Below are 13,535 nucleotides of genomic sequence, written 5' to 3' on the forward strand. Positions count from 1 at the left end.
GCCGCGCCGCATACGCCCGTGGCACGGTTGTGGGCCATCGTCACGGGCGCCGTCCGCTGTCCGGCGCCGCAGTCGGACTTTCGTCGCCTGCCCGGGCGACGTAGGCCGCGACATCCCGACTTCTGCCGTCCAGGAGCGCCGCTCCGGCAAGCAGATAAACGGCAATCGCCAACATCGACAGGAGCATTATGCCTAGGGGGAGGCCGGTTGCCGCCCGTCGCTCCGGCGGCCCATAATCGTATCTGTCGTCCATTGCGAGATCCTCTCGGACTTGGGCCGGAGCACGGGCACCACGCCAACCGGGGACGGAGCCTCAGAGTTGCACCGACGGGAAGCTTCGGCCAGCTCTGAGGCCGCCGCACCCCGCGGCCGACGAGCCACGCGGGTGCTTATTGCGATATGTATCGGCAGGGAAACCCGGCAACGGGTTTCGGACCTTTGGCGCGCTCTATCGGACCATGGTCCAGCGACTCATTTACGTTTCGTAAACCATAGCGAGCGTTTTTTTGCCTCCGTTCGTCCTCCGGTTCGCAATTTCGCCTTGTTGTTGTCATGATTGTTCGACTGTTCCGTTTCGGGACGGCGAAATTCTCGCGGGGGAACTACTGCACGATTGCGACGATCGTTGCGCGTTCGGTCGGATGCGCGAGCGCTGCAGGAGCGGATTTCGGGTGCGGCTTTGCGAATGATCTTGTGGGACAGATGACATCCAATAACGGTGCGGCATATCTTGTGAGGGGGCTCCGTCTCGCAGCGGTTCCGTTGCTTTGCGCGGTGCTTGCGGCCTGCGGGTCGACGTCGAGCGTCAAGAAGACCAAGTCGCGGAGCAAGGAATACTTCGCCGAGTTCGTCTATGGCGTCAAAGCCAGCCCCAGAGTCGCTACCGGAAACAACATTCCCAAGGGCGGTGGCCGCTACCAGGTAGGCAAACCCTATCAGGTCAAAGGCAGGTGGTATCAGCCGAAGGAGGATTTCGGCTACAACAAGAGCGGGATGGCCTCCTGGTACGGGTCTGCCTTCCATGGCCGGCTGACGGCCAATGGCGAAGTCTATGACAAGCATCACCTTTCGGCCGCTCACCCGACCTTTCCGCTGCCGAGCTATGCGCGCGTGACCAACCTGGAGAACGGCACGTCCGTCATCGTGCGTGTCAATGATCGCGGCCCCTATGAATACGGCCGGATCATCGACGTCTCTTCGAAAACCGCCGACCTGCTGGACATCAAGCGCAAGGGAAGCGCCAATGTTCGCGTTCAATATGTCGGTCGTGCGCCCCTCGAAGGCAATGACATGCCCTACCTCATGGCTTCGTACGTCAGGAAGGGCGACCGTGGCCCGAGCGTGATGCCGGAAGGGCAGATCGCCTCAGGCGTGATGGTGGCTTCCAACGAGCCGCTGCGCGACATGGTTCCGAATCTCCGCGCCGTTCCGGTTCCGAACAGATCGACGCTCGATGCCGGCGTGCCGGTGAACGCGCTCGCAAAGCCGGCGCAGGCCTCGGCGGCACCAAGCGCCTTCGGCGAATTCGTCGTTCTGCCGCAGATCGGCCCCATGCCTACGTCGCGCCCGCAATTGATCCCGCTGCCGGATGGCAGCATGGCCTATGCTGCGGCCTATGTCGAAGTTCGCGTCAGCGACAAGCCTTCGCCCTTCGAGGCGATCATGGTCGATCGCAATCCGCTGACCCCCGATTCCATTCTCGCCTATGCGAAGCGCCAGTACCGAAACGCCGACTCGCGCTGACGCCGGTTGAAGAGGGCTTTTCGCGCTGATATGCCCATGCAGAACCGGAGTTTCTCATGCGCATGAAGTGGCTTGCGGTCGTAGGTTTCCTCGCGGCCATCGTTTCGGGACCAGCGGTCGCACAGACGCGCGCCTTCGACACCAAAGCGAAGCAGATATATCTCGTCGATGCCGAGACGGGCACAGTGCTCTTTTCACGCGACGAGGATGCACCCGTCCCGCCTGCCTCGCTCGCCAAACTCATGGCGATGGAGGTGGTTTTCGAAGCCCTGGATAAGGGCGACCTGACGTCCGAGACGAGTTTCGAGGTTTCTGAACATGCGTGGCGTACAGGCGGGGCCCCCTCCGGCACTGCAACGATGTTCGCCGCGATCAAATCCAGGATCCGCGTTGCGGATCTCATCCAGGGCGCAACGGTGCAACTCGCCAACGATGCGTGCATTGTCCTGGCTGAGGGAATTGCTGGCAGCGAGGCTGCTTTTGCCGAACTGATGACCAAGCGGGCCCGCGAGCTAGGGCTGCCGGTCGCCACATTCAGGAATGCCACGGGGCTGCCGCATCCGGAAAACAAGATCACGATGCGCGAACTCGTCGCCCTTACGCGGCACCTGTACGAGGCGCACCCGAATTACTACCGGCTCTATTCGCAGCCGGAATTCGAGTGGAACAAGATCCTTCAGCGCAACAAGAACCCTCTGATCGCCGCGAATGTCGGCGTCGATGGATTGGCGACCGGCTTTGCGGAGGGTTTCGGCTTCTCGCTCGCCGTCTCGATGCAACGGGGCGACCGCCGGGTCTTTCTCGCGATGGGGGGCCTCGAGAGCGAAAAGGAGAGAATCGACGAGAGCCGCAGGGTCCTGGATTGGGCGATGACCGCTTTCGAGAAACGGCGCATTTTCGCAGATGGTGAAACCATCGGAGAGGCGAGCGTCTACGGCGGTGCGGATTCCCGGGTGGCGCTCGTGGCGGGCGGCCCGGTCGACGTTCTGCTGCCGGTAAAAAATCCCGAACGGCTGACGGCACGCATCGTCTACAAATGGCCGCTCAACGCACCCGTCGCTGCCGGTCAGCAGGTCGGCGTCGTCAAGCTCTGGAACGGGGACAAGCTGCTGCGGGAAGTTCCCGTGAAGACGGCGAGGGCGGTCGAGTTCCGGAACGCTCACGAGCCGGGCGCTCGACGCGCTGCAGGAACTGCTGTTCTTCTGGCTGTGACAAATGCGCTTTGCGACGGTTCCTTCCGCGGGACCGATCGGCTAAACAGAGACGATAATGCACGCCGATCCGGGAATTGAAGTGTCGCTGACCAAGGGTTTGTTCATAACATTCGAGGGGGAGAGGGGGCCGGCAAGTCGACCCAGATGCGCCTTCTTGCGCAAGCGCTGAGCGCGCGCGGCTACCGCGTGCTCACCACGCGCGAGCCGGGAGGCTCCGCGGGTGCCGAAGCCGTTCGCCACGTCCTTCTTTCGGGCGCGGCGGAGTCCTTCGGAGTTCCGGATGGAGGCGATCCTCTTTGCGGCCGCCCGCAGCGACCACGTCGAGGAGGTGATCCGGCCGGCGCTCCAGCAAGGAACGATCGTCCTTTGCGATCGGTTCATGGATTCCTCGCGCGTCTATCAGGGCGTGACCGGCAATCTGGAACCGGCCTTCGTCGAGACCATGGAACGCGTTGCGGTGAACGGTGTCATTCCCGACTGCACCATCATTTTCGATCTTCCCGCCTCGGTCGGGCTGGAGCGCGCCCGCCGCCGCGCCGCAAACGACAGTCCCGACCGATTTGAAAAGGAACAGTTGGCGACGCATGAAAAGCGGCGCGAAGCCTTTCTCGATATTGCCGCGGCCGATCCGGAGCGATGCCGCGTCGTCGATGCCAACCGTCCGCCGACCGCGATCGCTGCCGAAGTATTGAGTCTCGTCGAGGCGCTATTGCCGCTTGAGGGCAAGCCGCAACCCTCGAATGTGGAAGCGACGTCATGACCCCGGAACAGCCAGGTGTGCTGGAGGGCGCGCTTGCTCCCGTGATGAACAGCAAGCTCTTCGGTCATCGGGAGGCGGAAGCCTTTCTCGCACAGAGCTACCGGTCCGGAAAGGGTCATCACGCGATCCTGATCGAAGGGCCGGAGGGGATAGGCAAGGCCACACTCGCCTTCCGCTTCGCCAATCATGTCCTGAGCCATCCGGATCCGGCAGACGCCCCCGAAAGGCTTGCCGACCCTGATCCCGCCTCTATCGTCACGAGACAGCTCGGTTCGGGCGCATCGCACAATCTCCTGCATCTCGCGCGCCCAGTGGACGAAAAGACGGGCAGGACGAAGGGCGCGATCACGGTCGACGAGGTTCGCCGCGCCGGCAAGTTCTTCGGCCAGACGTCGGGCACCGGAAACTGGCGCATCGTCATCATCGATCCGGCCGACGATCTCAACCGCAACGCCGCCAATGCCATTTTGAAGATGTTGGAGGAGCCGCCGCGCCGTTCGCTGTTTCTGGTGCTCACCCATGCGCCGGGAAAACTCCTGCCGACCATCCGCTCGCGTTGCCTGCCTTTGCGGCTGAAGCCTCTGGACACGGAAGCCCTGCGCCAGGCGCTTGCGCATCTCGGGCTCGATCTCGCGGGTCTGAATGCAGAGCGCGTTCTCGCCGCCGCAAACGGCAGCGTTTCTGAGGCGCTGAAGCTCGTCAATTATGGCGGGCTGGATATAGCCGAGGCTTTCGAAGACATTCTGGCGGGGCAGGGCCCGGCCGTTCGCAAGAACATGCACAAGCTGGCCGACGTGCTTTCGGGCAAGGACAGCGAAACGATCTTCGATTTCTTTTCGTCGCTGCTGTCGGGGCGCATCATGCGGATGGCTCGCGAGGCGGCGATCGCCGGCGACGTCGGCGCGGCCGAACGGTTCGCCAGGCTGTCCAGCACCGTTGGCGAACGCCTGACGCTGAGCGCGGCCTATAACCTCGACCGCAAGCAGACGGTCCTTTCCCTCCTCGATGATCTCAAGGAAGCTCTATAGGTCGGGAGCGAACTTCCATTTTCGCTCGATTGCCGCAGCCAGGTCTATATCGTTGTGGTGGGCGAAGAGCAGAACGTGGCCGAGGAGATCGGCCGTTTCGTCGGCGATTGACTGGCGCAGCGTCTCCGGGGAGACCTCCCGGTCGCGCCCCCGTCCTGTGGCGTTGTTCCAGGCCTGCGTCAGTTCCCCCATTTCCTCCTGCAGTTTCAATATAAACCAATCCGGATCACGGCTGATCGAATGCATCGCCGCATAGCCCGCCGACGCTTTCTCGAATTTTCGTCTGAGTTCGTTGAGCACACACTCTCCCCCGTTTGTTTTTGTTTTGTTCCAGACGATCTTTCGTGTCAATCCCGTCTGATATCGCGGGAAGCCCCGCGGCTGGAGAGAAGCTTTCTCTTGCGCTCCGGGTGGAGAAGGGTATGGGAGGTTTCCGCGGAGCCCGAATTTTCCCCCTCGAAGACGGTTCACGGCCATGGTCAGGTCGCTCCGGCCTAAATTCAACGTGATCTACCGGTTTCCTACCCGAAGGCGATGCGGTAATAGCACCCCATAGTTTCTGTCCCGAGGATATCGAAGCCCGCTATGAGAGATACGTCCCCGTTCTACATCACCACCGCGATTTCCTATCCGAACGGCAAGCCGCATATCGGTCATGCCTATGAACTGATCGCGACGGATGCCATGGCACGCTTTCAGCGGCTTGACGGGCGTGAGGTCTTCTTCCTGACCGGGACGGACGAGCATGGACAGAAAATGCAGCAGACGGCGAAGAGGGAAGGGATTTCTCCGCAGGAGCTTGCCGCCCGCAATTCGGCCGAGTTCCAGAATATGGCGCGGCTGCTCAACGCCTCCAACGACGATTTCATCCGCACGACCGAACAGCGCCACCATGAGGCCTCGCAGGCGATCTGGATCCGCATGGGGGAGGCGGGCGACCTTTACAAGGATTCCTATGCCGGGTGGTATTCCGTTCGGGACGAGGCCTACTACCAGGAAAACGAGACGGAACTGCGCGGCGACGGCGTACGTTACGGACCGCAGGGAACGCCCGTGGAATGGGTGGAGGAAGAGAGCTATTTCTTCCGGCTGTCCGCCTACCAGGACAAGCTCCTCAAGCACTACGAGGAAAATCCCGACTTCATCGGTCCGGCGGAACGGCGCAACGAGGTGATTTCCTTCGTCAAGTCGGGCCTGAAGGACCTCTCCGTCTCGCGCACCACGTTCGACTGGGGAATCAAAGTTCCGAACGATCCCACTCATGTCATGTATGTGTGGGTCGACGCGCTGACCAACTACGTCACCGCCACCGGCTATCTGACCGACCCGACGGGTCCGCGCGCGAAGTTCTGGCCCGCAAACATCCACGTCATCGGCAAGGACATCATCCGTTTCCACGCCGTCTATTGGCCGGCATTCCTGATGTCGGCCGGTCTTCCGCTTCCCAAGCGCGTCTTCGCTCACGGATTCCTGCTCAACAAGGGCGAGAAGATGTCGAAGTCGCTCGGCAATGTGGTCGATCCGTTCAATCTGGTCGAGCATTTCGGCCTCGATCAGATCCGCTATTTCTTCCTCCGCGAAGTCTCGTTCGGCCAGGACGGCAGCTACAGCGAGGAGGGGATAGCGACCCGCATCAATTCCGACCTCGCCAACGGTATCGGCAATCTCGCCAGCCGTTCCCTGTCGATGATCGTCAAGAATTGTGACGGCCAGATTCCGCTCTGTGGGCCGCTGACCGACGAAGACAAGGCGATGCTCGCCGCCGCCGACTCGCTGATCGACACCGCACGCGAGGAAATGGGCAAGCAGCTCATTCATCGCGCACTTGCGGCGATCATCGCCGTCGTTTCCGAGACCGACCGCTACTTCGCAGGCCAGGAGCCCTGGGCGCTGAAAAAGACCGATCCGAGCCGCATGGCAACCGTGCTTTACGTCACGGCGGAGGTCGTTCGCCAGGTCGCGATCCTTCTGCAGCCATTCATGCCGGAATCGGCGGGAAAACTCCTGGATCTCGTCGCCCTACCGGCCGACCGCCGCGATTTCGCCCATCTCGGCGAAGCCGGGCGCCTCGTGTCCAGAACGCCGCTCGAAGCACCCAAGCCGGTCTTCCCGCGCTACGTCGCGCCGGAAGCCTGAACGAGACGAAAGCATGCTGATCGACACCCATTGCCACCTCGATTTTCCGGATTTTGAGGCCGAACGCGACGTAATCATCGAGCGCGCGCGGGAGGCCGGCGTGGCGCAGATGGTGACGATTTCGACCCGGGTGAAACGGTTCGACACGATCCTCGCCATCGCCGAAAAATATCCGAACGTCTTCTGTTCCGTCGGCACGCATCCGCATAATGCCGATGAGGAACTGGACGTGACGGCCGACGATCTCGTTCGGCTCTCCGCCCATCCCAAGGTCGTCGCGATCGGCGAAGCGGGGCTGGATTATTTTTACGACAACGCGCCGCGCGACGCGCAGGCGGAGGGATTGAGGCGGCATATCGCGGCAGCGCGAACAACCGGACTGCCGCTCGTCATCCATAGCAGGTCGGCCGACGACGATATGGCTGCCATTCTAACCGAGGAATCGGGGAAGGGCGCCTTCCCCTTCCTTCTCCATTGCTTCTCGTCCGGCCCGGACCTCGCCCGAATTGGCGTCGAGCTCGGCGGCTATGTGTCCTTTTCGGGGATCCTGACATTCCCGAAATCCGAGGAACTGAGGGACATCGCCAGGACAGTCCCGCGCGACCGGATGATCGTCGAGACGGACGCGCCCTATTTGGCACCGAAGCCCTTCCGCGGCAAGCGCAACGAACCGGCCTACGTGGCGCACACGGCCGAGGTGCTGGCGCAAGCCATCGGCGTCTCCAGCGAGCAGATTGCCGAAATCACCACCGAAAACGCCGTCAGGATCTTCTCGAAGATGCCGAGGCTTTGAAATGGCGTTTCGGCGGGTCTTCACCATTCTGGGCTGCGGCTCGTCTCCGGGCGTGCCGCGCATAACCGGTGATTGGGGCGCCTGCGATCCGTCGAACCCCCGCAACCGTCGCATGCGAGCGGCCTTGCTCGTAGAACAGTTTGCGCCGGACGGCGGCAAGACGACCGTCGTGATCGACACCGGCCCGGACTTCCGAGCCCAGATGATCGCGGCGAATGTACGCCACATCGATGCCGTGCTCTACACCCATGCCCATGCGGACCATCTGCACGGGATCGACGATCTGCGCGGTTTCGTCATCGAGAATCGCAGGCGCGTGCCGATCTGGGCCGATGCGTTCACGATGGCCCGTATTCGCGACGGCTTCCGCTATTGTCTGGAGTCGCCGCCAGGCAGCGGCTATCCGCCGATCGTCGACCCCTATGTGATTCCCGACGACCTGCCGCCGTTGACCATCCATGGCGCCGGCGGGCCGATCTCGTTCGAGCCGCTGATGCAGTTTCACGGCAACGTCCATTCGCTCGGCTTCCGTATCGGCGGTTTTGCCTATTGCAGCGACGTCAGCGACTTTCCGGCAGAAACGGTCGGGAAGCTCGGCGGACTCGATCTGCTCGTCATCGACACGCTGCAGTACAAATTTCACCCGAGTCACTTGTCCCTGGTGCAGTCGCTCGTGTGGATCAACCGACTGCGGCCGAAACGCGCCATGCTCACGCATATGCATGTGCCGATGGATTACGAGACCGTGTGCGCGGAGACGCCGGATCACGTCGAGCCGGCTTACGACATGATGCGCATGGAATTCGATATCGACCGGCCGTCGGCGGAAGACGCATAAAGTCCCATATCAGAGATCTTATTTAAGTCACTGATCCGATGCGACTTACGCCTCTCTTAGATCACAGCGATCCGTTCCATAATCTATCTTATGCGATGGATGCATGTAGCGGCAGTTTAGAGATGCGACATATGAGCCAGTTAGAGATGCGACAGTCGTCGCCTCTCGGGATGCTGGTCAAACGTCAACGTTTGGAAGGAAGACTGGCGACGTGAAGCGTGGTTGAGACCATGAGCGTTCGGAGTCGTCATGTCTTGTTTGATCACCATGTCGCAGAAGGAATTGCATCGTCTTGAACTCATACAGCGGATTCGCGGTGGCAGCCTGACCGTCGTCGAGGCGGCCGCGTTGCTTCGTCTCAGCCGCAGTCAGGTCCACCGGCTGTTGCAGGCCTATGACCTGGACGGCGCCGACGGTCTCGTGTCGAAGAAGCGCGGCCGTCCGAGCAACCGGCGTCATAGCGAGGATTTCCGCAACCTGGTGCTCGATCTGGTGCGTGAGCATTACGGGGATTTTGGACCTACGTTGGCCGCCGAGAAGCTGCTGGAACGCCACCGGATTGCCGTCAGCAAGGAGACGCTGCGTCAGTGGATGATGGAAGTCGGCCTCTGGGTGTCGCGACGCGAGCGCAAGAAGCGGGTTTTCCAGCCGCGCGGCCGGCGCGATTGTTTCGGCGAACTCGTTCAGATCGACGGCTCGCTTCATTGGTGGTTCGAGAACCGCGGTCCCAAATGCGCCCTGCTCGTCTATATCGACGATGCCACCGGCAAGCTGTTGCACTTACGCTTCGCCGGATCGGAGAACACCTTCGACTATCTGCACGCGACGAAGGCCTACCTGCAGCAATGGGGCAAGCCGATCGCCTTCTATAGCGACAAGCATGGCGTCTTCCGCACCACCCATGCTTCCAAGAAGGACAGAACCAGTGGCCTGACGCAGTTCGGGCGAGCCCTTTATGAACTCAACATCGACATCATCTGCGCCAACACCCCGCAGGCCAAGGGACGCGTCGAGCGCGCCAACCAGACGCTGCAGGATCGCCTCGTCAAGGAACTGCGGCTGCGCGGCATCGACACGATCGCCGCGGCGAATGCCTATGCGCCGGAGTTCATGGCCGACTTCAATCGCCGCTTTGGCAAGGCGCCGCGCAATCCGAAGGACATGCACCGGCCGTTTGCCGCGCATGAGAACCTCGATGGCGCGATGTGCCGCAAGGAGATCCGCAAGCTGTCGCAGTCGCTGACGCTGCGCTATGACAAGGTGATGTTCATCCTCGATCCGACCGACCTCGCCACGGCGCTGGCCGGCAAGAAGGTCATTGTCTGCGACTATCCCGACGGTCGCCTCGAGGTCACCCATGAGGGGACGTCCCTGCCCTACAGAACCTTCGACACGCTGCGCTCGGTGCACCGCTGCGAGGTGGTTGAGAACAAGCGCCTTGATGACATGCTGGCGGTGGTGGCCGAAATGCAGGCCGGACGAGAGCAACAGCGCAGCAAGGGCGGGCCGCGCCGCACCGGCCAGACGGACCATATGTTCGGCATTCGCGACGGCAGCCAGAGCAATGGCTATCAAAAGCGCGGCACGAAGCCTGGCCGGAAGACGGATTTTACCAAGGATCCGGTGGTCATCGCCAAGCGCCAGCAAGCCCTTGCGCAGCTGAAAGCGGCGGAGTGATCGGATGTCAAAGCTAAAGTTTATCTTGCAGCTGGAGCCATCCGCCGCCGACCGGGCTGCGCAACCCTGACCAGCTCCACCCGGCCGGCGGCTTGCGTCTCCGTACTTTTTAAATATAGCAACTTGCAAATGCAGTAGTAATGGATAGGATGTTGTCGCGTTTCTAAGTTGACTACTTTGTCTCATCTTTAAATAGCTGTGACAATGCATGTAGCCGCAAAGTTAAAGTGTCCTGTTTCTGCAAAGTAAGAATGTCACTCTCCCGGCGGTTTGACGGCGTGGGAGATTGCGGATGGGATTGATTGCGATGAGCGAGCGTGACCTGCAGCGCATTGAGGTTTTGTCGAAAGTGATCGCCGGACGCATGACGCTGGTTTCGGCAGCGCATGTCCTGGGCTTAAGCACGCGCCAGGTCCGCCGCTTGCTGGAGCGTATCCGGAGGGATGGTGCAGCATCGATCCGGCACAAGGCGATTGGTCGGCCATCGAACAATCGGATTTGCGACGGTGTGCGGGATTATGCCCTTGCGATCGTGCGCGAACGCTATGCGGACTTTGGTCCGAGCTTGGCAGCCGAGAAGCTTGCTGAGCGCGATGGTTTGCGGGTGTCGCGCGAGACGCTGCGCAGCTGGATGGCGGATGCCGGACTTTGGCTGTCGCGCAAGCAGCGACGGACGTTTCATCAGCCACGATTGCGACGTGAGGCCTATGGCGAACTGGTGCAGATCGACGGGTCGGAGCATCGCTGGTTCGAGGATCGCGGGCCGCCGTGCTCGCTTTTGGTGTTCGTCGATGATGCGACCGGCAAGTTGATGCAGTTGCGGTTCGTGCGCTCGGAAAGCGCGTTCACCTACTTTGAGGCGCTGGCGCTTTACCTTAGGCAACATGGGGCACCTGTGGCCTTTTACTCCGACAAACATTCGGTGTTTCGGGTGGCGAAGAAGGATGCCAAGGGTGGCCAGGGCATGACTCAGTTCGGGCGTGCACTTTGCGAGCTAAACATCGAGATTCTTTGCGCAAATTCCAGTCAGGCCAAAGGTCGCGTCGAGCGGATGAACCGGACGCTGCAGGATCGGCTGGTCAAGGAATTAAGGCTGGCGGGTATCGACGGCATGGAGGCTGGCAATGCGTTTCTGCCTGGCTTCATGGAGCACTACAATGCGCGGTTTGCGGTTGTCCCTGCCCGACCCGATGATCTGCATCGGCCCATGAATCTGGCGCCCGATCGGCTCAAAGAGATCCTGTGCAAACGCGAGCAGCGCTATGTCGGATCGCAGCTGACGTTTTCGTTCGAGCGCCAGCGGATCATGCTTGAGGAGACCGATGTGACGCGCGGTTTGGCTGGTCGCTATGTCGAGACCTATGCCTATGCCGATGGTCGATTGGATGTGCGGTGGAAAGGCCATTGCCTGCCCTACCGGGTGTTCGATAAGGACCAGCGGGTGACGCATGCGGCGATCACCGAGAACAAGCGGCTTTCCGATGTGCTGGCCTACATCAAGGAGCGCCAGGACGAGCGGCCGCCGAAGGTGAAGACCAATAGCGAGAGGATCGGTTACAAACCGAGTGGCCGCAAGCCGGGACGTCGGACCGATTTCACGAACGATCCAGCGGTCATTGCCCGACGGCGACAAGCGCTCTCCGAGCTCGATGCGGCGGAATGATCCGCCGTCGCAAGGTCTCAAAGCTAAAGCGTTTGGTGCGTCTCACCCGCCCCCTCCCTTCCCTTGCAATCCGATCCAGCCGGTCCGGTCGGGGGCTTGCCTCAGTGCCAGTGGGGATGTCGCATGTCGCATTTCTAAATGGTTGGTGACGCACTCACAGTGACATTTTAACTTTGCGCAACAGCGGACATTTCAACCCGGCCGCCACAATAGCCGGGTACATTCTATTTTCAAGTGCGACATGGCAATAAAAACAATGGCTTGCCTCTTGCAGATCTTTGCATATGTCTCAAGAGACAGTGATCTCGGCTTCCGTATCGGATTCCAACTTTAAACAGGCTGTCCATAGAGGTGTTTTGTAATAGGTACCGTCCTGCAGAAAATCTAGCCCTTCCCGCTCTTCCTGCAGCAATCCCAGCCAGCACAGGGGCCGAATAATGTCGTAGCGGAACTCCCCTCTGATCGTCGTAGCTTGGATAATCGTTTCTGCTTGCGCCAGCGAGTACGACTCGCTCGGGTATAACTCGCTCACCAGGTCGTCCAGCGAACAGCCCTTTCTCGCCTTGATATTGATAAGATTGAGAAAGACGTGCCACCACCGCATCCGCACACGCACATCGTCCCGTGTCTGCCCGTAGTCGATATAGGCATAAAGATAATCCGTCGCGATCTGATCGAAGAAGGTTTGGGGTCTTGCAAGAAAATCCCGACCGCGTTTGGTGGGAAACAATCGGTCTTTTTTTCGCCGCACAAGCCTTAGGTGCTTGAGCATGTCGTGGACCACCGAAAGCGGCGGCATGTCAGCTTCGTTCAGAACCTTGTTGACGCTGTATAGATCCTCCGGAGTGTTGCCGGGCCAATCGAAGTGAACAGCGGCCCAGTGCACAAACTTACGGTTCATCGCACCGGACGCAGTCAGACCGATGCCGCCTTCGGTCTCGGCATAGGAGATGGCCATGACCATGCCGCGAACCAGTGGCGACATGGCCACTACGTCCACGTCCGCAACGAGCTTAATTTCCGGAAGCATTGCGCGCGCTCCTGGCGAATCCGGTCGCTTGAATTTATCCGGAACGATCTCCCAAGAGCGCGGAGATTGAAACCCCGAAAAGCTAAGCAAAGGAAAGAAAGCCCCTCACCCGGCCCGGCTCTTGCAACCCGGACCAGCCCGTCACATTCTACCCGATAGACATGCGACAAGCCGCACCTCTCGGGGTGCCGGACAACGTCAACGCTGAACCGCTTGATTTAAAGGAGACACGGTATGGACCGATTCACAGGCGGTTGCCTGTGCGGCAACTTGCGATTTGTGGCGTCGGGACGACCATACCGAGTCGGTCTCTGCCATTGTCTCGACTGCCGCAAGCATCACGGGGCCCTTTTTCACGCGTCCGCAATTTTCCCTGAGGATTCTGTGACGGTCGATGGCGAGACACGCGATTACGCCGGTCGGCATTTCTGTCCCCGTTGCGGCTCGATCGTCTTCGCACGCACCGGAGACGAAATCGAGGTGAACCTGGGATCCCTGGATGCCCCGGATCAATTGATGCCAACCTACGAAAGCTGGACCGTCCGTCGCGAATCCTGGCTGCCGCCGTTTCCCCTCAAGAGACGATACGAGCGGGATCGCGATGAAACGAGTCGCTTCGAGGATTAGGCCCCGCGAACGGACGATGGATGCGC

At 60.7% G+C, this 13,535-nt stretch carries 11 protein-coding genes and 2 pseudogenes; 10 read left to right on the plus strand and 3 right to left on the minus strand.

Annotated elements, in window-relative coordinates:
* Positions 1-40: 40 nt before the first annotated feature.
* On the minus strand, positions 41-253 hold the full coding sequence (locus N0Q91_RS09670) for a hypothetical protein (RefSeq protein WP_100675104.1): 213 nt from the start codon (positions 251-253) through the stop codon (positions 41-43).
* A gap of 449 nt (positions 254-702) precedes the next feature.
* Between N0Q91_RS09670 and N0Q91_RS09675 the strand changes: the two genes are divergently transcribed.
* The 4 genes and pseudogenes from N0Q91_RS09675 (at position 703) to N0Q91_RS09690 (ending at position 4,745) form a co-directional block, all read left to right on the plus strand.
* Positions 703-1,743: a septal ring lytic transglycosylase RlpA family protein gene (locus N0Q91_RS09675; protein WP_275597957.1), complete on the plus strand. Its 1,041-nt coding sequence runs from the start codon at positions 703-705 to the stop codon at positions 1,741-1,743.
* Positions 1,744-1,799: 56 nt separating this feature from the next.
* A pseudogene (locus N0Q91_RS09680) lies at positions 1,800-2,955 on the plus strand (D-alanyl-D-alanine carboxypeptidase family protein).
* Positions 2,956-3,012: 57 nt separating this feature from the next.
* Positions 3,013-3,717, plus strand: a pseudogene (gene tmk / locus N0Q91_RS09685) (dTMP kinase).
* The gene (locus tag N0Q91_RS09690; protein WP_018094911.1) at positions 3,714-4,745 is read left to right on the plus strand and encodes a DNA polymerase III subunit delta'; all 1,032 of its coding nucleotides are present in this window, start codon (positions 3,714-3,716) and stop codon (positions 4,743-4,745) included. Before tmk ends, N0Q91_RS09690 begins: the two are co-directional and overlap by 4 nt.
* Here the strand turns inward: N0Q91_RS09690 and N0Q91_RS09695 are convergent.
* Positions 4,740-5,045 (minus strand): pyrophosphohydrolase domain-containing protein, encoded by a 306-nt coding sequence (locus tag N0Q91_RS09695; protein WP_275598115.1) that lies wholly within the window; start codon positions 5,043-5,045, stop codon positions 4,740-4,742. The genes N0Q91_RS09690 and N0Q91_RS09695 overlap by 6 nt on opposite strands.
* Before the next feature lie 285 nt (positions 5,046-5,330).
* Between N0Q91_RS09695 and metG the strand changes: the two genes are divergently transcribed.
* The 5 genes from metG to N0Q91_RS09720 all read left to right on the plus strand — a co-directional run bounded on the left by metG (position 5,331) and on the right by N0Q91_RS09720 (position 11,852).
* Entirely contained in the window at positions 5,331-6,881 is a 1,551-nt protein-coding gene (metG, locus tag N0Q91_RS09700) for a methionine--tRNA ligase (protein WP_275597958.1), read from the plus strand.
* 13 nt (positions 6,882-6,894) lie between these two features.
* Positions 6,895-7,674 carry a TatD family hydrolase gene (locus N0Q91_RS09705; protein ID WP_275597959.1) on the plus strand — a complete coding sequence of 260 codons (780 nt, stop codon included), beginning with the start codon at positions 6,895-6,897 and terminating at the stop codon, positions 7,672-7,674.
* Between the two features lies 1 nt (position 7,675).
* On the plus strand, positions 7,676-8,512 hold the full coding sequence (locus N0Q91_RS09710) for an MBL fold metallo-hydrolase (protein ID WP_275597960.1): 837 nt from the start codon (positions 7,676-7,678) through the stop codon (positions 8,510-8,512).
* A 249-nt stretch (positions 8,513-8,761) separates the two neighbouring features.
* Positions 8,762-10,189 (plus strand): ISNCY family transposase, encoded by a 1,428-nt coding sequence (locus tag N0Q91_RS09715; protein WP_275596165.1) that lies wholly within the window; start codon positions 8,762-8,764, stop codon positions 10,187-10,189.
* A 292-nt stretch (positions 10,190-10,481) separates the two neighbouring features.
* Entirely contained in the window at positions 10,482-11,852 is a 1,371-nt protein-coding gene (locus tag N0Q91_RS09720; RefSeq protein WP_275597961.1) for an ISNCY family transposase, read from the plus strand.
* A 289-nt stretch (positions 11,853-12,141) separates the two neighbouring features.
* Here the strand turns inward: N0Q91_RS09720 and N0Q91_RS09725 are convergent, their stop codons facing one another.
* Positions 12,142-12,882 carry a hypothetical protein gene (locus N0Q91_RS09725; RefSeq protein WP_275597962.1) on the minus strand — a complete coding sequence of 247 codons (741 nt, stop codon included), beginning with the start codon at positions 12,880-12,882 and terminating at the stop codon, positions 12,142-12,144.
* A 234-nt stretch (positions 12,883-13,116) separates the two neighbouring features.
* On the opposite strand from N0Q91_RS09725, the gene N0Q91_RS09730 reads away from it, so the two are divergent.
* Positions 13,117-13,509, plus strand: coding sequence for a GFA family protein (locus N0Q91_RS09730; protein WP_275597963.1), 393 nt, complete (start codon positions 13,117-13,119; stop codon positions 13,507-13,509).
* The last annotated feature ends 26 nt before the right edge of the window (positions 13,510-13,535 follow it).

The sequence above is a fragment of the Sinorhizobium prairiense genome, assembly GCF_029201645.2.
Lineage (GTDB): Bacteria > Pseudomonadota > Alphaproteobacteria > Rhizobiales > Rhizobiaceae > Sinorhizobium > Sinorhizobium meliloti_A.

Excerpts from the sequence above, each read along its gene's own strand:
- N0Q91_RS09730 (WP_275597963.1), top strand. The coding sequence starts at position 13,117 with ATGGACCGATTCACAGGCGGTTGCCTGTGCGGCAACTTGCGATTTGTG.
- N0Q91_RS09670 (WP_100675104.1), bottom strand. The coding sequence starts at position 253 with ATGGACGACAGATACGATTATGGGCCGCCGGAGCGACGGGCGGCAACC.
- N0Q91_RS09710 (WP_275597960.1), top strand. The coding sequence starts at position 7,676 with ATGGCGTTTCGGCGGGTCTTCACCATTCTGGGCTGCGGCTCGTCTCCG.
- N0Q91_RS09715 (WP_275596165.1), top strand. The coding sequence starts at position 8,762 with ATGTCTTGTTTGATCACCATGTCGCAGAAGGAATTGCATCGTCTTGAA.
- N0Q91_RS09720 (WP_275597961.1), top strand. The coding sequence starts at position 10,482 with ATGGGATTGATTGCGATGAGCGAGCGTGACCTGCAGCGCATTGAGGTT.
- N0Q91_RS09675 (WP_275597957.1), top strand. The coding sequence starts at position 703 with ATGACATCCAATAACGGTGCGGCATATCTTGTGAGGGGGCTCCGTCTC.
- N0Q91_RS09705 (WP_275597959.1), top strand. The coding sequence starts at position 6,895 with ATGCTGATCGACACCCATTGCCACCTCGATTTTCCGGATTTTGAGGCC.
- N0Q91_RS09725 (WP_275597962.1), bottom strand. The coding sequence starts at position 12,882 with ATGCTTCCGGAAATTAAGCTCGTTGCGGACGTGGACGTAGTGGCCATG.
- metG (WP_275597958.1), top strand. The coding sequence starts at position 5,331 with ATGAGAGATACGTCCCCGTTCTACATCACCACCGCGATTTCCTATCCG.
- N0Q91_RS09690 (WP_018094911.1), top strand. The coding sequence starts at position 3,714 with ATGACCCCGGAACAGCCAGGTGTGCTGGAGGGCGCGCTTGCTCCCGTG.